Raw genomic sequence first — 21,710 nt, 5'->3', positions numbered from 1 at the left:
GCTAGGCTTCGATCAGGCTGTTCCGGTTTTGCCGCAGCAGCGCCAGCCACTGCAGTCCCCGCTGTAGGACAACGACACCTTCGTGCGCCATCGAATCCGCAGGCGCGGCCGCCAGCTTATGGGTGAGACGTTCCAGAAGAGTGCTATACCGCTCTGCCCGCAGCATGTCGGGATGACGCAGCGTTGGTGTGACAAAAGAGAGCAGATCATGCGCGATATCGCGCCCATAGGCCGACGCCAACACCGCGGGCGGCTCGATCTCATGAGGGTGAGTGCGTACTTCGTTGAGACTGACGCGCCCGACTGCATCAATCTCTTTGGCCTCTTTGGCCTCCCCTATGGCTTTTATCGCTACATCCGGCGGCATATGCGACGCACTCAGCTCGCGCCAGATCGACGCCGGCTCCTTCCCACCATCAGTGCAAGCACCGTCGATCTCAATCTTGTTGGGTTGGCAAATGGTCGGCCCGATGACCGGCACATGATGGTCCTCGTTTGGCCGCCGCGAAACACTGCTGGGCCCGACATCGTAATGGGACAGCTTTGACATGACGCTCTCCTTATCTTTCTTTCGAGCCCAGAAAGTCTAATAGGGAATGGCGGCAAAGCGGCCATTGCGGCTTAGCAGCACACGCCCCTCCTCGATTCGATTGACCGCCCATCCGTCGGCCAACAGAGCGCCGACGAAATACTTCTGTCCACCGATAAGAAGATAGGGTTGGGTTCCGCGCCAAACAGCTTCGACAGCGATTGAGGATGGCTGCTTGTCCTCCTTGACCACGACTCCGTTCACCAGTGCCACCGCGCCGTTTGTACGACCATCAAACCATTGCTGGAGCTCCTGCCATTTCGTAACCGCTGCAGGCGTTACTATTCCCTCAGCGCTCACAAACCCCGGCCCAGAACCGACCCTGATATCGAGCAGGCCGGCCTTATCAACTTCCTGTTTCAGCACTTCAGCTGCGGCCTCAGCTCGCCGGTCATCTGGTCTGTTCAAGCCCAGCTTGGGTACAAGCTTGCCGGCAGGCGACGCAATGGTGCTCGGTGCGCTTCCGCTGGCCTTGAAGAATATGGTCGAGAGAGCGCCTAGACCAAGAAAGGCGAGCAGCGCGATGGCGAGCGCTAAGATCGAAGCACGCGATAGGCTGATCGACCGAGCCTCAACCGTGTTCTGGATCGACCAGCGAATGGACATCGCACCCGCGCCAACGACAGCGGGAAGAGAAAGGACAACGCGCCCACCTGCGGCGATATCCTCTTCGCCCTCCGGGGCGCCTACGGCTGCAAGAGCCTCAATCTCGATTGAATTCCCAACAAGCGTGAAACGAAGGTGATGCGGCTCAAGCCCTTGTTCGACGAAGACCATATCTGCGTCGAGGCCACTACCGATAAGGCTCGCTCCGGCAGCCGCCTTCCCGCTTAGTCCGGCATAAAGCCCCGATAGCACCTCGAAATGCAAGGAGGCAGCAGCCTCATTCACGGACAATCCTCCGAACCAGGGAGCACGTGCAGGCGAATGCTGCACGATTCATATCCAGGCCGCACGGCTTAACATCGTCGCCACGGCGGAAAAAGCGGAGCGAGAGCTCGCCCCGCTTTCCAGGCTCAACCGCTGGCCCGCTCAGCCGCCGCCTTCTTCTCGCTCGATAGCTCGGTCGACAGCGCACGCAACCGCATGTCCTGCACCATGGCTTGCTGATTAACAGCCTTCAACTGCGCGATCAGCGCCTCGAAGGTTGCCGCGTTACCAACAGTATCAAGCGCAGACGCGGCACCCGATGCCGCCGATCCGGCGGCAGGCGCGTTGATATTGCCACCGCCACCGCCACCGCCACCTCCGGGCTTGTTTTCGACCTTGCTCTCATTGTTGATGTCGTGGCCAGCTCCAGAAGAGCCAGGAGAATTTACTTTCGTCATGTCGTTTCACCTTCTGCTTGAATCTGCCGCCACGAATGGCGACGCACCCTTGACGCCGGACACTTCGACGTCAAGAACCCTCTTCCTCTTCTGTTTCAGCCACAGTCTCGTGAAACTTTTCCATGTTTCGCTCCACAGACTGGATCGCAACCATGCTAAGAACCGAACCAAAAGCCGATTCTAAGTTTTGGCGATCAGCTGCAGACGACGAGCTGTCACTATCAGAATTGGTACGAGTCACGTTCTCGATTGCTCCGGCCATCTGGTGCCTCTATATTTTAGTTCCATCAGAAAGGTGGCATCACTTCGCGATCCACGTTGCTTACGCTAACGAGATCAGCTGTCGAGAAGCTGACGTCGAACGACGGATCGGGAAAGTATCTCATTCAACCTCGCCGCCGAGGCAGGAGGACGGATTCGCGGGTACATGCGGGATCCCGCCACTAAGCACGTTCTGGACCGCGCCTGTTAAGCTCTACGGCATCTCCGACGTGCACCCGACAGCCTTCGCTCGATCCATTCACACATTGCCATACGGGCACATCGTCATGCTCGTGGATCGCACTCTCGATGGCGAATGGCGAGGCGTAGATGCAACCACGCGCAGTCGGAAATGCCGACGCGAGGCTCGGCGGTGATGTTATTTGCGGCTCCTCGACGATGGTCATTCGCAACTGGACGACCGGAGGGGCCTTGTTCTTCCAGCATGCCACATCAGGAGATCGTCGTGCCGCATGTTCAGGGCCGCAGCAGAACACTCAGCGCCGCCTGGAGTCATCAAGATGGTCGCGCGGCACTGCGCAAGCGTTCTTTGATTCTGAGGCTCGTCAGCTTTTCGAAAGCTTGCGTGCCTATCCCGTAGCCTCGATCTCTAACCGCCGATCCCGCCCGTTGACCGCAATGGAACATGAACTCACATGCAGCTCAATAATTCTTTGCTACCAGGTAGTGCAAATCCAGCTCTGTCGGCGTTGGGACCTTCCGCGCACACACCCGGCCAGATTCGGCAAGGGGAACCTTCGACATTCGAGGCAATGGTGTCCGTTTGCACGCGGGACGACCAAGCCGACGCGCCCCCCCCGTCACCGGACCTACTGCACCCAAAGCTGCCTATGCCGGAGGATCCGCTGGACCACCTGCCCGCGCACGTGAAGGCGGCGATCGAGGCCATGGAGCGGGGCGAGCCCCTTCCCTCCTCAAGCGGCACATCGGCAAGCGGCACATCGGCGACGGCTGAACCCGCAGCTGATCTACCGACTGCTCCGGTGCCAAGCTCAAGGATCACGTGGAATGGCGGCACGCTGACTAATGCCGAGTTGCAGATCGTGGCAGTGCTGAACCGGCACAAGGACCAATGCCCGCTCAGCTGGGACTCGCTGGCAGACAAGGCCAACGATCCGTCGACGCCCGCGGATCTGAAGGAGGCGATCAATGGATTGCGGCGCGACCCAGAGCTCTTCTACGCAATTGGCTCCCAAGGCGACGGCCGCTGCGGAGGCAAGATCAAGGACAAGGATCTGTCAGAGTTTTCCGACAGCCACTCGCAGGTGGCCACATTCCAGGAGCAGCAGGCGCGCAGCTACGAGCAGAACTATATTCCATCCGACGGCACCGGGAATGGACAACCGTCGGTCATGACCTTGAGTGATGCATTGCGCGAGCTGTACAAGTATTCTGACTACCTGCCCAAGAATTTGAGCCTGGACGATTTCAAGGGGATCGTCGACGGCAACGCCCAAACCGGCAAGTGTCCGCCCCAGGTGATCGCGGCGGCTCAATACTTCCTCGACCATTCGGACACCTGGAAGCAGCTTTACGGTGGTGCGATTGATAAGGTCCACAAGGAAGACTTCCTGCAAGTCGCCTCGTCGTCGATGAACCTCTCGCAATGCGAGCTGGACACGCTCGGTACGATCAACAAGAATGAGGATGCCTTCTTCGGAGGCGGCGTCCTGACACGCGAGAAGTTGGCGAGCATGGCGGGCGACAAAACTCTCGACCCGAAGGTACGACAAGCGGCGTCACAACTGCTCTCGGATCCCGTGTTGTTCGGTCTGCTAAACAACTCGATTACGGGCTACAAGACCCATCACAAGTTCTTCGACTTCGGCGGCGGGCATACGGTCGATTCCGGTAATATCAGCAACAACGACTTCACGCACTTCTACAGCAACCTGTCGGCTGCGAACCACACCGTCCAGCAGACAAAGACCCACCTCCCCGAGACCTTGGCCCAACAGAACGCTGTCGCGGATATGCTAACGGGCGCGGCCGACCAGCCCGACATCAAGTCTCAGAAGAAGAACGGCGGGGCCCTCATGCATGGGCTCGACGGCGTGGCCAAAGTGGGTTCGAAGGTGCTTGATTGGACCGCCACGGCGGTCGGTCTGCTCGGTTTCGTTCCGGGTCTGGGCGAATTGGCCGATGCAGCATCAATGGCGCTCGAGTGCGAGTCGCAAGCAGCGAACCTTTTGCACACCGCCATTAGCGGGGGCAATATGAAGCAAGCGCTCGAAGAAGCTGGCCTCAACGTCGCGGCGCAGGCCGTTGGCTGCATCTCTGGGCCCGAGGTCAAATTCGCGATGCGCGAAGGGCTAATGAAGACAGTGATGGAAGGGGCTGCAACGAGCGGAATCGACCTGACGGTCTCGCAAGCGCAATCCTATGCGGACAACTATTTGGACGACCTGAAGACGAGGCTTGAAACTGAGCCCACATAGGCCACTGTCGACGTTGAATGACCACATCGTCACCATCGGGAAACACATCGGAAACCAGCCATGACCTTGCATCAACTCTTGCAACATTCGAGTGACGCATCGAGGCGTCTTCCCGGCCATGAAGACGATCGCACTTGTCGGTCCGTCGGCCTTCCGGCTTTCGCGAGCGCGTCAAAGCGTCCATTCACGACACGATCGGCAGGGCAAACTGAAAGGTCGCGCCCGGCCCTTGGTTGCGGACGATTGACAGGCGCCCTCCGTGAGCTTCCACGATCGAACGACAGATCGACAGACCCATTCCAAGACCGCTCGTTTTGGTGGTGAAAAACGGATCTAAGATGCGATCCCTATCTTCCTCAGCGATCCCGGCGCCGCAATCGGTCACGGAGAGCTGCACGCGCCCATCACCGTTCCAGGAAGATCTGATCACCAGTCCGCGCGTTCGATCGTCAACCGCTTGCATGGCTTCGATCCCGTTCGTCACCAGATTGATGATCACCTGTTGCAGCTGAATCCGGTCACCAAGAATCGTGGGAAGCATTGGGGTCAACTCGGTTCGCAAGGCCACTTGGTGATTGACCAGCTCACGTGTCACCAGCGTGATGGCCTCCTTAACGACGTCATTGATATCGAGAGATACCATCTCGATCTCCCCTTTCTTCGCAAGTGCGCGGACCCTGCGGATCACCTCGCTTGCCCGGATCGCGTCCTTGGCGATCCACTCCACCGATCTGCGCGCGGCGGAAAGCTCAGGAACTTCGCGCCCCATCCAAGCGAGGCACGCATCGGCATTGCTGACAATGGCGGAGAGCGGCTGGTTTACTTCGTGGGCGATGGAGGCTGTTAGCTCCCCCAGCATCGTCACGCGCGATACATGAGCAAGATCCGCCTGTGCCTTCCGCAGCTCTTGTTCGGCCTGATCTGCGCGGATCTTCGCGGTGATGTCGGTGCTGACGCCTCGGTAGCCCAGAAAGTTGCCGCTGACATCAAAAAACGGCTTGCCGCTGGTCCGGACGTAGATCGGAGTCCCGGTCCTATTGACGGCGCGATAGACGAGATCACGAAATGGCAGATGTGCGTCTAGCGTCGCCCGATGCTGTCGCCACTTCTCGGGGTCTTCTTCGACGTCGCACGCAATTTTCCAAGGAGGCAGGCCGATGAGTCCTGTGGCCATGATGCCCGTAGCGCCGGCGTGCTCCGATAAGTGGGTGACCAGATGGTCCGGCCCGGTCTCCCAGAGCCAGTCGGAAGCAGTTTCGGCGTAATCACGAAAGCGCTGCTCGCTCTCACGCAGCGCGGCAAGGGTGTTTTCCAATTGTTCCCTGGCTGCGTGTTGCTCGGTGACATCCATATGCGTTCCGATGAGTTCGACAGTGTCGCCATCGCTTCCCAACACAGCGTGCGCAACTGAGTGTATGTGCCTTATCGAGCCATCGGGAAGACGGATTCGGAAATCATACTCAAAGTTACCTGCCTTCTGTTCGATAGCCTGACGTTGCACTTCCTGCAGCGGCGCCAAGTCATCTGGATGAATACGCGACTGGATGGCCTCAAGCGATACAGGCTCGTCCGAATCGAAGCCAAACAGACGACTGACTTCGGCGGAGCGATACGCAAAACAGTGACGACGGCAGTCCCAGGACCAAGTACCTGTGCGACTCAGCTGCTGCGCGTCGGCCAGATAGGCCTCGCTACGGCGCAGCTGCTGTTCCGTCTGCTTGGCTGCTGTGACGTCCGTCGCCGCCCCGACGAACTCGATATCGCCAGACGCGGTTCTCGTAGCCCGTGCCAGCGTGTGAATATGCTTTACCGACCCGTCGGGCATCTGCAGTCGGTATTCATGCTCGAAATCCTCGCCTTGAAACGCTCGATCTGCCGTCTCTCGGACGGCGGCCTTATCTTCTGGGTGGACGCGATTAAGGACGTGCTGCAGTGTCGCTTTCGTCTCCGGATCGTATTGGAAAATCCGAAAAATTTCCTTAGACCAAGTGACCTCGCCGGTGGCGACGTTCCAGCCAAAGCTGCCGGCGTGGCTCAATTCCTGCGCCTGGGCTAATTGGGCCTCACTCCGCTGCAGCGCAAGTGCGGTCCGCTTCTGCTCGGTGACATCTTCGCAGGCAATGAGGACGATGGGCTTGTCATCGGCCCACAGCATGGCTTTGGCGTTTTCGCGCACCCACAGCACCGAACCGTCTTTCCTGATCTTCTGGATGTCCCAGGTGCGCGATTGGCCGATATTTGTAAGACACTCCCCGATACGTTTGCGAACGACCTCACGATCTTCTTTCAGAAAGACATTCAGCACAGATAGGCCTGCCAGCTCCCCAGGAGCATAGCCGAGTTGGGTCGCGCCGAAAGTATTGACGTTGAGGACCGTTCCGGCTTCATCGACCATGAAATACATAAATGGATTATGCTCAAAGATTGCGCGCCAGCGTTTCTCGCGGCCATGCAGATCGGCCGCTCTGTGCCGTAGCTTGGCTACGGACTCACGCGCAGCCTCCCTTTCGCGGCGGACCTTTCCGATCAGGTGCGTTCCGACAATTGAGACGGTTAGGAAGGTGACAATCACCAAAAGGTCCTGAGGGTCATCGATCCGGAGACTGAACGTCGGGGACGTAAACAAATAGGCCAACGCAGCGACGGAGGCGATAGAAAGCACCGACGATGCGATGAAGCCGCCTGTCAGCGAAAACAGCAATATCACCGCGAGATAGGCGAACGCCGTCGCTGCGAAAGGGCGGTGAATATAAACGGACACTAGCGTCACCGCCGCTAGCGCAACGCTTCCGAAAACCAGCTGCATCGCTGAACATCCAAACGTGGTGAGCTGGTTACACATGCTTGTAGCGGTCCGGCCTTCGAGCGGGTTAACAATTGAGCAAGAATACAACAATTCATTTCGACCCCGATAGGTGCTCCTGGGTGGTTTCGCGACCGGGTGCTGAACAGCACAGCCGAAGGAAGGCGCATTACAAACCTTCGTATAGTCTTCTTAAACCTATTAATATCGAACGCTCTCATAGGACAATTAGGTCTTGGTATTCACGCTGCTCGCCTTCTCCTCGATCGCAAAAACGCGATGCTGCAGCCGGATTGCCTGGAAGCCGGCAGAAGGGTCGAACGCAGTCGCGGTTAATCCGACAGATATGGCCCTTCGCGTCGGATTTTTTAGTTGCCCAGTGACGGGGAAGTCCGCGCTGTCTGACGCGGGATATGGGAATGGAAGCCGACAGTTTCCCCCAAGTTCATTGGTGCGGGCGGCCGGACTCGAACCAGCACAGGCCTTGGAGCTCCACGAATTGTCGTACCGCTTCGGCTTTCGTCGCCGCTCATCGGGCGCTCATGGTCTGGACTATCTCTTCACATTGGCGATGTCGCTGTAGGTGCTGCCAGTCTCGAGTCCTGAACCGGAAGTTTGGAGCATTGGGGCGTGATTTTGCCGGGACAATGTAACGACAGAAGCGCTCGATGGAAGCAAAGATGTCGTCGGCTGATCTGGTCCATCGGAACGGTTGGGGATCGGCGTTGTGTCGCTCGATGAACGAGGCGACGTCCACCCTAAGGGCAGCCAAGCTGCGATAGATGCCGAGCCGGATCGTCTTATCGGTGAGGAGCGCGAAGAAGCGCTCGACTTGGTTGAGTCCTGACGAACTGGTCGCGGTCAGGTGCACGTGCCAACGCGACCTTTTTGGCGAGCCATCTGCGGATCATTGCGGTCCTGTGCGTGACGTAATTGTTCGTGACGAGATCGACGTCGAGTTCGCGCGGTACGGCAGCCTCGATCTCGTCAAGAACCTTGCGAAATTCGGCGGTGCGATGGCGCCCGCAGCACTTGCCAATGACCCGTCCGGTCGCAATATCGAGGCCGGCGAACAGCTATGTGGTGCCATGGCTTTTGTCCGTCATGGCATCTTCGGGCCGCCTGGCCGGGATACATCGGAAGCATCGGCTGGCTTCGGTCCAGCGCCTGGATTTGGGACCTCTCATCCACACACAGAACGATGGCGTGCACCGGCGGTGAGACGCAGAGACCCACGACATCGCGCACTTTGGCCACGAAGTTCGGATCGGTCGAGAGCTTGAACGTCTCCATCCGGTGCGACTGGAAAGCGAAGGCCGGTCAGATGCGTTGCACCGTCGATACCGATAGGCCGCTGGTCTTCGTCATGTCGCGAGAGCTCTAATGGGTGGCGTGCTCAGCGCAACTCTCCAACGTTCTCACGATCACGGCTTCGATGCGGGCATCCTCAATCGTGCGGGGCTCGTCGCGCAGTCCGGCCCCGCGCTGCTCCATAAAACGCCGCCGCCACTTTTTTACGGTCTGCTGCTCCAGCCCTAGCTTGGCCGCCACTCCCGTGTTCTGCCCACCTTCCGCACAGGATCAGCATGATCCGGACTCTTAAGAGCCAGCGCCGTTCCGCCGCATCGTCAGCGACGTCAATTCGGCGCGCTCGTCATCGCTCAATATCGGGCAGGAAGTTGCTGGATTGCCATTGGGGACTCCGTCGCTGCTTGCCTCCATCCTTGGCACAGCGACGCGAATTTACTGCGGATCTATGATTGCGAACGTGTGGCTCGGGACACTAAGATCAGTCCATACACCTTGCCCATGGGAGGGGTTGGCTCGGGATCGCCCGTGAAGGTTTCCCTGACTTTGAGCAGTTCTGCACCTGGGGCTTCCCTTGAAGCTTCCTCTGGGGGCACTCATTGGCTAAGTCCGATGCCTCCATCAATTCCGCGAGGCCAATGTTCGTCACGACCCCAATCGCACAAAGCAAAACGAACACAGTTGTTACACGGTTTGATTAGCTTAGCGGCGGACCCGGTCTGTCCTGGACAGGACTTTGGTGCTGGTGGTTGTCTAAGGATTGGAAGGTTCATTGAAAGTACTTTTGCATGCCGTGGCGAGCGATTGAGCCCGACCATCTTCCTGAAGTTCGCGCCATCGCAGATCGCGTCCACCTAAACTATCGCCAGGATAAGGCCGTTTTCCCGGAGCGGCCGGAGATGTACCCTGAGGGATGTTTTGTGCTTGAGCGCTCGCGGGACGACCTGGCCGGCTATATCGTCACCATCCTTGGCGCTTCAAGGAGCCGCCCGCGCTGAATGCGCTTGTGGGCGCCGTGACCGAGCCTGCATCGACCTAATATCACGACATCGCGTTGTTGCCGGAAGCGCGCAGCAACGCTGCGGCTTTCCGAGGTCGTGCTTAAGCTGGTCAGACACGCGACAAAGGCCGGCTTTCCCAACCTCTCGCTGGTCGCTGTCAGCAATTCAGGAAAGTTCTGGGAGAAGCACGGCTTCCGAACGCTCGATGACGTGGATTTGAACCAGAAGCTCGCAAGCTATGGTGCAAGTGCAAAGTATGTGGTCCTTGAACCAACATGATGTGCAGTGGGTACTGTTCGAGCCGCCGATCGTGCGCGGCAATAGCCAGTTGATGCGCCGGTCGCTCCGTCAGAGGCTTCGAGCCGGCGCGCAGACTGACCGGCATTGATCGACTTGCGACGTCCGAACATCTCTAAATCCAGAACCGAGAGCGCTGAGGGCATGGAAGGATGCGCGATCCTGCTGGACACGGCGGCCAACTATTCAGCTCTGCAATGCAGCGGATGGCCCCTGAGGTTCGCCGAACGCCAACCTGGACATGCGGTGTATTGGACAACGGGGCGGTTCGGAACGACGCCGTGGTTCAATAAGTAGCGCAGATCTGATCGAGCAGATCTACGTCATTGGGCGGTCGGTCGGGCTGGTTCATCGGCTGCCATGCAACACACGCTCCGCTCTGGTCGAGCGCGCCGAACAAGCAACGGTAGGCTTGCGTGATTGGGACGTGCCCGACGTCGAAACTCGATTAAGTCCAAGCCTACTCGTATTGCTGGTGATGATATCATCATCGAGTTCGTAGCGATCTTTCACTCGCTGATGACGGGAGATGCTCGAGTCGGGCGTGTTGCCACGATCACGATAGCCTGGTCCGCCAAATGCGGGGACAGATGCGTGACGTCTGCGTGTCAGATAACGGTCAGCTGGAGCTTGTATGTGGAACGGCAAGGGCTCCCAAGAGCTCCGTAGTAACAACTCTGCCAGTAGGAGCGAAAATCGGATGCATAGCCACGGCATTTCAGCCAGCCAATCCGCAGGCGCCAGCCGGACTGATGAATCAGGGGAGTCAGGCGATAGTCAGCGCTTTGAACGAACCCTTGCAGGCATGGAGCCAGGCAGTTCGTCGTCGGCTAACCCGCGGCCATACTCTCTTGTTTCCGCCCCACCCATTGAGCAGATCGCAAGATCTACCTTTGACAGAGAAGTGAGGGAATTTTTCGGCGACGAAATCAAATACATCGCCGATAATCCACAAGAGTACACGGATTTTGTATCCACAAAAGCTGAGCGCGCGGCAATGGTCGCTAGAGTTTACGCCAGCACGGCAGACAATGCGGTGACGGAGCCGCGATTTTTCCGCTATCGATTGGGGGACACAACTGTTGGGCTTTTAAGAGCAGGAGGCCCGATGATTGTTAGAGGGGACCGGCTTCAGCGACAATTCGGGCGCAATGAGTTCACGTCCGTTGTAGATCTTCGGCTTAGCCATCCGCTTGTCGAGAACGCAGGCGATATTCTGCTGGAGCATCAACTTCGGCAAGACGGCGATCAGCCGTTGGTCATGTCACGTCCTGCCATAGAAGGTATGGAACCCCGTCTAGCGGAGATGGGGTTTGTTGATATGGGTCGCAATCACTGGGTGCTTGATCCGACCCAGCATCCCGAAAAGTGGACGAAGAACGCTGACAATGAATGGCAGCGGTCAGACAAACCTGCACTGTATCTTTCAAAGGCTGAAGGCGATGACAGCGATACTGAAGCAGGTGTTGAGGCGAATCCGAGTGAAGCAAGCGTAGAGACAGACTCGACTGGCGATGACCCTTCTTGGTATCTTGAGCGCGCTCTTACTTTCAGCTGAGTATTGCCCGTGAAGTCGGGCGCAACGACGAGGTCGCACCTGAACGTGATTGCTATCTCGTCGTTTCAGCGGCGGTCGTGCGAGCCCCTAGCGAGGGCAGGTACCATCACTCGTGCCGATGCAAGATCCCGCGCATCGATCACTTCGCATAATGTGTCGTCCGTGGAACAGTGTGCAAACCGCTGAGCGGGATTCGGTTTCTGGCACGCTGGTGGGTTTGAGATTGCGGGCTTTCGAGAGTTGACGCCTCGAAAGCCTGCGGGTCCACTCTCAAGATAGCCTCGAGTCAGCGATCGTGATTCCCTCGTCGCAACGGAAGTGATGCGACCGAAGCAACCGACGACGACTTCAAGGCGATCGAGGCAGGCTGCATCATTATCAATGTTAAGCATGTGCTGGCGCAGCTTGGCGGCAAGACCCGACTGGGACTGGGTCGATCGGTCGATCACGAGATCGCACCGTCTGCTGCCAGAAGGACCGGCCGGAGACCGAGAGACGGTTCGTCATCGGGCTGCTGCTCGAGCACATCTACGCTTGTCCGACGAGGACAAGCGCGAACCCGAGCGCAATCACGCTCGACATCGACGACATGGTCGACGTGGTGCATGGCCGTCAGCAACTCGCGCTGTTCATTGCCCAATGTGACGAACACTACTTCCTGCCGATCCACGTCCACGACACCGAGCACAGCCGGCCCATTGCGGTCATGCTGCGCCCGGCAAGACGCCGAGCGGCATTGAGGCGCGAACACATCTGCGCCGCCTGGTTCGGCGCATTCGCCGGCGCTGGCCTTCCGCGGCGAAAGCCACTACGCCTGCCTCGAGGCCATGACTTTCTGCGAGCAGAACGGCGTCGATTACGTCTTCGCGCTGGCCGGCACCAAGCTGCTCGCCAGAAAGGTCGACGAGGTCTGCGATGCAGTCCGAACCAACGTGCGGTCGAGAACAAGAACGTGGTTCGGCTACGCCGAGACCCGCCACGCGGCAGGTTCCTGGCATCTTGAGCGCCGCGTCATCGCCCGCATCGAAGCACCCCAACAAGGGCTCGACATCCGCCACGTCGTCACCAGCCTGAATATCAGCACGGCGGGGGGATCTATGATCGCCTCTACCGGGCACGCGGACAGGCCGAGAACCTGATCAAGCTGCACAAGACCCAGCTCGCCTCCGATCGCACCAGCTGCCGCTCGGCGATCGCCAACCAGGTTCGCCTCGTCTTCCACGCCGCCGTCTATTGGCTCATCCTCGCCATGCGCGACGCCATCCCGAAGCCGCGTGATCTGGCAACCGCCGAATTCAACACCATCAGGCTCACATTTCTCAAGATCGCAGCCCGTGTCATCGAGACCGCCACCCGCGTACGTCTGGCCTTCGCTGCAGCGTGCGCCGACGCCAACCTGTTCCGCAGCGCGGCAAACGCTCTGGTCCCGCAAGCGTCCTGACGCTCGGGGCATGAGCCCCGGTCATCCCCGCCACCGTCCTCCAACGCGTTCAGGAAGTCCCGTCGAAAAGCGGCGAAAAAGCCCGTAGCGTTCGCGCGCGCCTTCACTCGCGACCAGAAATGTTCCAGCAGCCCGCCCGGCACTCACGATTAAGACGAGCTAGAAATCTGGTTACAGAGTCTCTAAGACAAGCTCTCGTGCTCGCTGCAATGGTGTTACGAAGAATGAAGATACAGATATTCTCATTGCGGGAACGACCAGATCTGATCCCGTCGGTCTTTTCGAATGACTTGGAGGAGGTGTGGCCCGAGTTCATGCGACATGACGCGACGTCAGAGCTCTACTTTGGGCGATCTGTGTTTTTCGATTACCTCGACTACGCCTTTGGAGCACTTCTCGATGGCGAGATCGTCGGGCGCGCTTTTGGTGTTCCATTTGCCTTCAACATCGAGGGCCGCTCCGAATTGCCTGACGGCGGCTGGGACCAGGTTATCCGCTGGGCTCACGAAGACAGGCTTGTTGGACGTAGGCCGACGACGATAAGCGCGCTCGAAATCGCCCTTGTCCCCAAGGCGAGGGGCATTGGCAATGCACTGGCGATGTTGGATGCCTTGAAGGCGTGCGCGAAGAAAATGGGCTTTGCAGAAATGTTTGCCCCTGTCCGGCCCAGCCAAAAGCAACTCGACGCGCGGAAGGCAATGCGCGAGTATGTCACATTGCACCGTGCCGACGGTTTGCCAACGGACACGTGGTTGCGAACTCACGTCCGCGCCGGAGGCAAGATATTGAAGATCGCTCCCTATTCCATGACCATCGTTGGGACCATCGCGGAGTGGACGCAATGGACAGGGGCAGCCTTCAATTGTTCGGGCCAGGCAGAGGTCGAGGGTGCATTGGTACCGGTACTTGTATCGGTTGAGCAGAATTATGGAGTTTACGTGGAGCCGAATGTGTGGGTCCAACATGCATTGTGATATCTGTTGCATCCAACGGGGTAGCTGGATGTGCCATTCGACCCTTTAATTGCAGATTGATGTCAATTGGCCTCTCGTTCTTTTCTTGACGGTGGTAACGCTCGAGATAGGTTGCGCGCTGACTTTACGTCAACGAAAGCGCCTGTCGCCCGTTCTGGAGAACCTCACGGCACACGGTCCCGTGGGCGTTCTCAAGCCTTGTTGTATAATGAGGAAAGGCCTCACGGGGCGATCGGCAATCGACCGCCGATTTTGCTGCAAACCCGCGATGGTGCCACCAGCCCACCAGCGTGTTCAGAGCCGTAAAACTCTAGTTCTGGGTGGTCCAAACTTCGGTCTCGCTTCAAAGAGTCGTAAAACTCTAGTTTCGAGTGGTCCAAAGTTCGGTCGCTGCATCGGTAACTCACCCTCAATTTAGGGATGAATGAGATCGGCAAGGTGCAGCGTTGAAGATTCCCCCCGGGCGTGGCCACCGCCCCCGCCCGTCAGTTCTTGTCCTAATTGGCACACTTGCAAAATCGAATTGGGACACCGAATAAAAACGCCACCTGCTTGAAATAGCTTGCAGGCGGCGCTTATCGAGCCCCGGGAGGGTGATGCAAAATCCCGGCTCCCATTAGTCAGCACAACCTGTGCCAAGGTTTTATGTCTCGGGGCGGGACACTTGCGGGTGGGGGATAGAATCGAAAGAGGCCGCTCACTGAGGCTAGCCTGTCTCTGTCCAATCTGCAGCTTTTTCGTCATCGTCATGCTCTTCATCATCTGCCGGCAAGGAATCCGGCAACTCTCCCGCCAACATTTTGTCCTTGCTGAGCAGGCCGGCGTCCTCCAGCGTGTCCATGTCCGGCAGATCGCGCAGCGTCGCCAGCCGAAATGCACCAAACCCCCTTGGTGATGACGTAGGTGTAGGGCGCGCCGGGTTGCGGGCTGCGCGGGCCACTTGCGATGAAGCCTAATTTAGGCAGTCATGCGCCTTGACAGACGAATTGAGGTCAATCAGTGTAACGTTATAACATTACATTTGTAGGCTCCTCGTGCGCCACTCCACCGCTCTCACCCTATCTCCTTGAAAAGGCTCTTCGATCTCCATGCAAAAACTCCCCGTCACCGTCTTGTCCGGTTTCCTCGGGGCTGGAAAGACCACTTTGCTGAACCACGTCCTGAACAACCGGCACGGCCTGAAGGTGGCAGTGATTGTCAACGACATGAGCGAGGTGAACATCGATGCGGATCTGGTTCGCGATGGCGGTGCGAACCTGTCCCGGACCGATGAGAAGCTCGTCGAGATGACCAACGGCTGCATCTGCTGCACGCTGAGGGACGACCTTCTGAAGGAGGTGCGCGCCCTCGCCGAGAGCGGCCGCTTCGATTATCTTCTGATCGAATCCACCGGCATCTCCGAGCCGCTGCCGGTGGCGGCAACCTTCGACTTCCGCTCCGAAGACGGCGAAAGCCTCTCCGACGTGGCACGCCTCGACACCATGGTCACCGTGGTCGACGCCGTGAACCTACTCAAGGACTATTCGTCGACCGACTTTCTGCAGGATCGCGGCGAGGCACTGGAAGACGACCGACGAACGCTGGTCGACCTGCTTGTGGAGCAGATCGAGTTTGCTGATGTGGTGGTGCTCAACAAGGTCGACGACGCCACGGAAGCTCAGCGCGAAGTAGCGCGCAAGATTATCCGCTCGCTCAATCCGGAGGCCGATATCATCGAGGCAAACTACAGCCGTGTGCCCTTCGATCGCGTACTCGACACCGGCCGCTTCGACTTTGAGAAGGCCCAGCAGCACCCGCTCTGGTACAAGGAGCTCTATGGCTTCGCCGAGCACGTGCCCGAGAGCGAAGAATACGGCGTGACGAACTTCGTCTACCGCGGCCGCAGGCCGTTCGATCCCGCCAAGTTCGACCAGTTCATCAAGCAGCCTTGGCCGGGTGTCGTCCGGGCGAAAGGTCATTTCTGGCTGGCGACCCGGCCGCAATGGCTCGGCGAGATCAGCCAGGCGGGTTCGATCGTGCGAACCGGAGCATTGGGGTTCTGGTGGGCGGCCGTTCCTGCCGAACGCTGGCCCGACGATCCCTTCTGGCGCAAAAATCTGCGGAAGCACTGGAACGAGATCTATGGCGACCGCCGCCAGGAAATCGTATTCATCGGCGTCGGCATGGACGAAGGGGCGATCCGCGCGCGCCTCGATGCCTGCCTCGTGCCGGGCAGGCCTGCAATGGATGTTGCCGAATGGGCAAAGCTGTCAGATCCATTTCCAGCCTGGCGACGCGCCGATCAGGCCGCCTGAACGGCAGCCGTGGCGGCGATCCGTTGCGGGCTGGATTGGCCGTGCTCGGGCGGTTCGCGCTCGGCGTGACGATCGCCGCTTGGCTTGCGGCTGGAGCCTTGGCGGTGGAACAGCCGTCGGAAACTCCGGCCTGGTTGAAGAACCATGTCGGAAACGGCGAGGGACAGATCGTCCCAGTGGTCCTACAGAGAGCGCGCGCTCTCTACCTGCGAAAGGTCGCGGCAGCCGTCGTCAAAAACCCCTGCTATTTCGCCATGGACGCGACGCGGCCGAGCGATGGCGGATTGGGGAAGCGCTTCTACGAGATCTGCGAAGCCGACCGGTCATTTCGCGCGATGTCCGCGGGGCATGGCAGCGGCCGCAACATCAAGGGCGCGGTGAATTTCGCGAACGGAAAGGTGTGCGCGAAAAATTTCGGCAATGCACTGGACTCGAATCTGACGACTGGCGGCGCCTATGTGACGGCCGAGACGAAAACCTCCTTCAAGGGTTACTTTCGCAACGCCGCGAAACGAGAGGCCATCCTGATGCGTTCGTTCGTTCAGTTCGATGGCGAGGGAGAGACCGCCAATGCCAGGGAGCGTGCGATCGGCGGACATCCAGCCATTGTCCTGAAGGGCATCCATTATCGAAGCATGGCGCGCAGTCCGTATGCCAATGTGAATGGTTGCGTTCCGATCGGAACCCTCGTGGACTACGCGAGCGGACGCAGCAATGGATGCACGAGCTGGTCGCGATCCGACGCAGAACAGATCATTCCGCTGCTCGATGAACCGACGACAATCTACATCTACCCGGAATCGCAGGACATCAAGGCGGTTGCGCAAGCCGTTTCGGCGCGCCGATCGTTTTCATCCAATGGCCTTTATTGGAACGCCCTTTGCCTGAAGCAGATCGGCGCTCCGATATTCTGGTCGAATGAGATACTCGAGCCGATCCTCGTTCGTTACCGCCGGGATCCTGAGCGGTCCGCGAGCCCCGTGCCGACTTGCAGGCCGTAACCTCTTCTCCGCTTCCTTCGTTGCGGCCATCACCGCGAGACAATCCAGAGTTGCTCTGTAGCCGGCTAGCAGCAGGGCACCGAAGGTAACAATCGCCACCGACGCCGCTACCTCGAGCGCCCGGATCGCGAGCATGCCAAAGCCGGCCTGAGCCTTGGCAACACGGCCGGCGATGTCGCGCGCGCTGACCGCGAGCGTTGCGATCGCCGCGACGGTCGCGCCGTGCCGAGACCCATCAGCAGTGTGGCGCCGACGCCGGTCCAGAAGAGGTCATGCGCCAGTCCAAAGAAGAGCAGGATGATCGCGCCCGAGCACAGCCCGACCGACGACAGCGGAGAGACCGCGCTGCCAGCCGCCCGTGCCGGCAAGTTCAGCCGGTTCAGGCCCGTACGCGTGTCTCCAGGCAGATGGCTCCCGAGTGCGATCGGTTGCCTCATTTATTTTGCTCCCGGCTTGGATTGAGGGTAAGCGGCGTGTCTTCCGCACCTTGTTTGGCGTGAGCTGATCGGCAACATGCGAGCCGTCATATACAGTTAGGTTCGCATATATGGTTGACGATATGGTCGACGCTTCGGAGCCACGGGGCCGGGTGGATATCCAGGTCGGAGCGGGGCGTCGGCGGCGGTGGAGCGACGCGGTCAAGGGAAGGATCGTGGCGGAGTCGTATGTGCCGGGCGCTGTTGCGTCCGAGGTGGCGCGCCGGCACGGCCTCGCGCCGCAACACCTCTTCGTTTGGCGCAAGGCGGCGCGTGCCGGTCTGCTGAGCTTGCCGGCGGAAGATGCGCCATTCTTCGTTCCGGTGGTATCGGAGCTGCACCCCGCCGCTGGGGCGGCCGCGGAAGCGGCAACGCGGAACGCGACAACGATCAGCATCGAGATTGGTGATGCGGTGGTTCGCGCAGCGGCCGGGGTCGATCCGGCCTGGCTGCGCGATGTGCTGCGGGCCGTGAGGGCGACAACATGATCGCGGCTTCGGCGGGCGTGAAGATCATGGTCGCGACGCGGCCGGTCGACTTCCGTAAAGGTGCCGATGGTCTCGCCGCGCTGGTGCGCGAGCAACTCCACCATGATCCATTCGCGGGAACGATCTTCGTCTTCCGTTCAAAGCGAGCGGACCGTTTGAAGATTTTTGCCTGGGACGGGTCCGGGCTCGTGCTGCTGTGGAAGCGGCTGGAGCATAGCGCGTTCCGCTGGCCGCCGATCAGCGATGGCGTGATGCGTTTGTCTGCCTCACAGCTCGCCGCGCTGATGGACGGTCTGGATTGGTCGCGCCTGCATGCCCGCGACATTGCTCAGCCGAGCGCAACCTCATAAACCCTGTGACCAATCGAATCAGGTCGGCCACAATATTCCACAACGGCCCGCGAATCAGCTTGAGTACCGGGCGTGAGCGAGATCACGGATCAACTTCCGACCGACATCGAGGCGCTGCAGGCGCTGGTTGCGGCGGCACGCGCGGAGCGCGACGCGGCGATCGCGAAGTGCGACGCGGCGATCGTTGAACGCGACCAGGCGCTGTCGCAAATGGATCGCCTTCAGCATCTCTTGCGCCAGCTGCAACGCGCGCAGTTCGGTCGCCGCTCGGAGAAGCTCGATCCTGAGCAGTTGCAGCTGGCGATCGAGGACATCGAGCAGGCCATTGCCAGCGACGAGGCGGCCCAGGACCGGAAGGACACGGCAGGCGCACGCCAGCGTGCTGAACGACGCCGCGCCAGCCGTGGTGCGCTTCCGGCCCATCTGCCGCATATCGACGTCACGATTGCCCCGGAAGTGACCTGCTGTCCGTGTTGCCGCGCGCCTCTGCATGTGATCGGTGAGGAGACCTCTCGGCGGCTCGACGTCGTCCCGGCGCAGTTCCGCGTGATCGTCACCCATCGTCCCAAATATGCCTGCCGGGCCTGCACGGATGGCGTGGTTCAGGCGCCGGCACCAGAGCGGCTGATCAAGGGCGGCTTGCCGACCGAGGCGATGGTCGCCCATGTGCTGGTCGCCAAATATGCCTGGCACCTGCCGCTCTATCGGCAGGCTCAGATGCTGCTGGCGCAGGGGATCGACATCAAGCGCTCGGTTCTGGCGTTCTGGGTCGGCTATGCGGCCGCGGAGCTTCGTCCACTCTGGCTCAGGCTGCGCGAGACCATTCTGACCGCGAGCAAGATCGCGGTCGACGAGACCACAGCGCCGGTGCTCGATCCCGGCCGCGGCCGCACCAAGAAGGGCTTCTTCTGGGCGATCGCACGCGACGATCGGCCGTGGGGCGGAGCCGATCCGCCGGCAGTGGCCTACACTTACGCACCCGGTCGCGGTGCCGTCCACGCGCTCAAGCTGCTCGACGGTTATCGCGGCATCGTGCAATGCGACGGCTATACCGTCTACAAGACCATTGCCAACACCGCGCCGGACGCGGCGATCACGCTCGCCTTCTGCTGGGCTCATCTGCGGCGGCGCTTCTTCGACCTTGTCCAGGACGGCCCTGCCCCGATCGCCAGTGAAGTGCTCGAGCGTATCGCTGCTCTCTATGCCATCGAGAAGTCGATCAGGGGCCGCAGCGCCGATGAGCGCCGGGCCATCCGCCAGGAGCGCAGCAAGCCGCAGGTAGCGGCGCTCAAGGCCTGGTTCGACCAGCAACTCACCCGCGTCTCGGGCAAAGCGACAATCGCCGAGCACATCCGTTACGCCTTGAACCACTGGGTTGGCCTGACGCGGTTCCTCGACGACGGCCACATCGAGCTCGACAATAATATCGTCGAACGAAGCATCCGTCCTCTTATCCTTAACCGCAAGAATGCGCTGTTCGCGGGGCATGATGAGGGCGCGGAGAACTGGGCCTGCATCGCTTCGCTGATCGAGACCTGCAAGCTCTGCGGCGTGGAGCCGCAGGCCTATCTGACCGACGTCCTCACCAGACTCGTCAACCTCTGGCCGGCATCGCGCCTGGACGAACTCATGCCCTGGGCGTGGGCCGCCGAGCGAGCTAACGGCGCCAACAGCCTCGCCGCTTGATGAACTCGCTTCCTGGATCGCGACCGCTCCAGCAGGCCTCGTCGCCACTGGCTCCGTGCGTTCCGGCAGCTTCAACAACCCGTCGCGCACCGCCTTGCGCCAGGCCGACAAATGCTGCGGCGACAGATCGTGGCGCCGCGCGACGTCCGAGACGATCGCGCCAGGCACAAAGGATTCCGAGACAATCCGTCTCTTGACCTCGTCGCTCCAGCGCCGCCGGACTCGTAGCTGCGATGCGTCGACAACACGCTCGATCATCTATGCAAACCGTCCTCTTCAAGACGGAACTCATTTTGCCGATCTGCTCAACAGCAACAAGGTGCGGGAGACACGCCGCTTACGATACGCCAGCATCATCTGCAACCTGTATGAGGGCTATTTGCGGCGCGAGGAGACCAATGCAGCCATCCTGGCTCTGTCGAAGCACGGCCTACTATCAAGCAGATCGTGCGCCAGACTGGCCATAGCAGAGAGCTGGTACGGCGGGTGATCCGCGGTGAACGTAACGATGTCTTCCGGACCCGGCAAAGTTCGTTGGACTTGCATTTGCCGTGGCTCGACGATCAGTGGGCGTCCGGCTGTCGAAACGGGGCTGAACTTTGGCGCCGTTTAACGGCGCGCGGCTTCCGAGGCTTGCTCCGCGTCATCAGCGAGTGGGCGACCCGCAGACGACGGGCTGAAAGGGCCGACGCGCAAAATCTTCAGTGGATTCCGTCGGCCAGAACAATCGCGCGCCTCATGACAACCGGGCGGGATTTGCTCACGAAAGCAGAGACCGTACGGTCGCGGCGAGCTAGCGTACCAATCCTGGTTGACGCACGCGAGCTTATCGCCGAATTCCACTTGATGATCCGGCGCAAGGCTGAGGCGGGCCTTACCCCATGGATCGAGCGAGCTCGCGCTATTCTCGTTGCGTCCTTTGCCGGCGGCGTCACCAGGGATGAAGCGGCGGTTGGGGCAGCAATCGCTTCGCCCTGGTCCAACGGGCAGACTGAACGTCAGATCACGCGCCTCGAGCTGGTCGAACGTCAAATGTACGGTCGCGGCAAAATCGATCTGCTTCAAGCGAGATCAATCGCGCAGAATAATCGGATCTGCACCAAAACTGCGTCAGAGGGGTCAAATTTGGGAGGCGATTGACAGGCAAGATGGCGGCAAGCGGTCGGATTGGCGATGGCCGACGATGAGATTGAAGCGCTTGCAACTCTTTTCGCGGTCGAGAACCGAGCCATCGAGCCGGGTCGCGCGGGCGCAGATGCTGCTGGCCTATCGGGACATTCGGTCGGTCTGTGCCGTGGGGCGCAGACTTGGGGTCCATCACCGGACCGTCGAACGCTGCGTCGAGCGGGCGCTGCCCACGGGGGGCTGGCGGCCCTCGATGATCGGGCGCGGCTGG

Annotated in this window: 16 protein-coding genes and 4 pseudogenes; 12 read left to right on the top strand and 8 right to left on the bottom strand. The window is 59.9% G+C overall.

From position 1 onward, the window contains the following. Nucleotide 1: 1 nt before the first annotated feature. From NLM32_RS07720 to NLM32_RS07705, 4 genes are all read right to left on the bottom strand, one after another. A complete protein-coding gene (locus NLM32_RS07720; protein ID WP_254128579.1) occupies nt 2-550 on the bottom strand; it encodes a hypothetical protein in 549 nt (182 codons plus the stop codon). A gap of 36 nt (nt 551-586) precedes the next feature. Then, nucleotides 587-1,480: a hypothetical protein gene (locus NLM32_RS07715; protein ID WP_254128578.1), complete on the bottom strand. Its 894-nt coding sequence runs from the start codon at nt 1,478-1,480 to the stop codon at nt 587-589. Nucleotides 1,481-1,605: 125 nt separating this feature from the next. After that, complete coding sequence (locus tag NLM32_RS07710) at nt 1,606-1,917, bottom strand: hypothetical protein (RefSeq protein WP_254128577.1); 312 nt, start codon at nt 1,915-1,917, stop codon at nt 1,606-1,608. 70 nt (nt 1,918-1,987) lie between these two features. Next, entirely contained in the window at nt 1,988-2,179 is a 192-nt protein-coding gene (locus tag NLM32_RS07705) for a hypothetical protein (RefSeq protein ID WP_254128576.1), read from the bottom strand. A gap of 655 nt (nt 2,180-2,834) precedes the next feature. Between NLM32_RS07705 and NLM32_RS07700 the strand changes: the two genes are divergently transcribed. Continuing rightward, nucleotides 2,835-4,637, top strand: a complete 1,803-nt coding sequence (locus tag NLM32_RS07700) for an HrpF/NolX family T3SS translocon protein (protein ID WP_254128575.1) — start codon at nt 2,835-2,837, stop codon at nt 4,635-4,637. Between the two features lie 184 nt (nt 4,638-4,821). Here NLM32_RS07700 and NLM32_RS07695 read toward each other — a convergent pair whose 3' ends face one another. Together NLM32_RS07695 and NLM32_RS07690 are read right to left on the bottom strand one after the other, a co-directional pair. Then, nucleotides 4,822-7,443, bottom strand: coding sequence for a PAS domain S-box protein (locus NLM32_RS07695; protein ID WP_375143533.1), 2,622 nt, complete (start codon nt 7,441-7,443; stop codon nt 4,822-4,824). A gap of 1,377 nt (nt 7,444-8,820) precedes the next feature. Continuing rightward, entirely contained in the window at nt 8,821-8,991 is a 171-nt protein-coding gene (locus NLM32_RS07690) for a hypothetical protein (protein ID WP_254128573.1), read from the bottom strand. Between the two features lie 1,755 nt (nt 8,992-10,746). On the opposite strand from NLM32_RS07690, the gene NLM32_RS07685 reads away from it, so the two are divergent. From NLM32_RS07685 to NLM32_RS07675, 5 genes and pseudogenes are all read left to right on the top strand, one after another. Continuing rightward, entirely contained in the window at nt 10,747-11,604 is an 858-nt protein-coding gene (locus tag NLM32_RS07685; RefSeq protein ID WP_254128572.1) for a host specificity protein, read from the top strand. Nucleotides 11,605-12,040: 436 nt separating this feature from the next. Further along, nucleotides 12,041-12,328 (top strand): annotated as a pseudogene (locus NLM32_RS46235) (transposase); the annotation flags it as partial. Between the two features lie 103 nt (nt 12,329-12,431). Further along, nucleotides 12,432-12,743 (top strand): transposase, encoded by a 312-nt coding sequence (locus NLM32_RS46230; RefSeq protein ID WP_375143532.1) that lies wholly within the window; start codon nt 12,432-12,434, stop codon nt 12,741-12,743. Beyond that, nucleotides 12,698-13,045: a transposase gene (locus NLM32_RS46225; RefSeq protein WP_375143630.1), complete on the top strand. Its 348-nt coding sequence runs from the start codon at nt 12,698-12,700 to the stop codon at nt 13,043-13,045. Before NLM32_RS46230 ends, NLM32_RS46225 begins: the two co-directional genes overlap by 46 nt. A 314-nt stretch (nt 13,046-13,359) precedes the next feature. Beyond that, a complete protein-coding gene (locus tag NLM32_RS07675; RefSeq protein WP_254135244.1) occupies nt 13,360-14,019 on the top strand; it encodes a hypothetical protein in 660 nt (219 codons plus the stop codon). Nucleotides 14,020-14,725: 706 nt separating this feature from the next. Here the strand turns inward: NLM32_RS07675 and NLM32_RS07665 are convergent. Continuing rightward, a pseudogene (locus tag NLM32_RS07665) lies at nt 14,726-14,975 on the bottom strand (segregation and condensation protein B); the annotation flags it as partial. A gap of 132 nt (nt 14,976-15,107) precedes the next feature. Between NLM32_RS07665 and zigA the strand changes: the two are divergent. The 5 genes from zigA (at nt 15,108) to NLM32_RS07640 (ending at nt 20,314) form a co-directional block, all read left to right on the top strand. After that, entirely contained in the window at nt 15,108-16,313 is a 1,206-nt protein-coding gene (zigA, locus tag NLM32_RS07660; protein ID WP_254128571.1) for a zinc metallochaperone GTPase ZigA, read from the top strand. 35 nt (nt 16,314-16,348) lie between these two features. Beyond that, complete coding sequence (locus tag NLM32_RS07655; RefSeq protein ID WP_254128570.1) at nt 16,349-17,314, top strand: murein L,D-transpeptidase catalytic domain family protein; 966 nt, start codon at nt 16,349-16,351, stop codon at nt 17,312-17,314. 547 nt (nt 17,315-17,861) lie between these two features. Further along, nucleotides 17,862-18,278 carry a transposase gene (locus NLM32_RS46220; protein WP_371933156.1) on the top strand — a complete coding sequence of 139 codons (417 nt, stop codon included), beginning with the start codon at nt 17,862-17,864 and terminating at the stop codon, nt 18,276-18,278. Further along, nucleotides 18,275-18,628, top strand: a complete 354-nt coding sequence (gene tnpB / locus NLM32_RS07645) for an IS66 family insertion sequence element accessory protein TnpB (RefSeq protein WP_254128550.1) — start codon at nt 18,275-18,277, stop codon at nt 18,626-18,628. Before NLM32_RS46220 ends, tnpB begins: the two co-directional genes overlap by 4 nt. A 72-nt stretch (nt 18,629-18,700) precedes the next feature. Further along, nucleotides 18,701-20,314, top strand: a complete 1,614-nt coding sequence (locus NLM32_RS07640) for an IS66 family transposase (protein ID WP_254128551.1) — start codon at nt 18,701-18,703, stop codon at nt 20,312-20,314. A gap of 102 nt (nt 20,315-20,416) precedes the next feature. Here NLM32_RS07640 and NLM32_RS07635 read toward each other — a convergent pair. Next, nucleotides 20,417-20,572, bottom strand: a pseudogene (locus tag NLM32_RS07635) (transposase); the annotation flags it as partial. Between the two features lie 109 nt (nt 20,573-20,681). Between NLM32_RS07635 and NLM32_RS07630 the strand changes: the two are divergent. After that, nucleotides 20,682-21,454: pseudogene (locus NLM32_RS07630) on the top strand (ISL3 family transposase); the annotation flags it as partial. Nucleotides 21,455-21,710 lie beyond the last annotated feature (256 nt).

The sequence above is a fragment of the Bradyrhizobium sp. CCGUVB14 genome, assembly GCF_024199935.1.
GTDB lineage: Bacteria > Pseudomonadota > Alphaproteobacteria > Rhizobiales > Xanthobacteraceae > Bradyrhizobium.
Note: the sequence above shows the minus strand (reverse complement) of the source record. Positions and strands in the feature narration are given on the sequence as shown.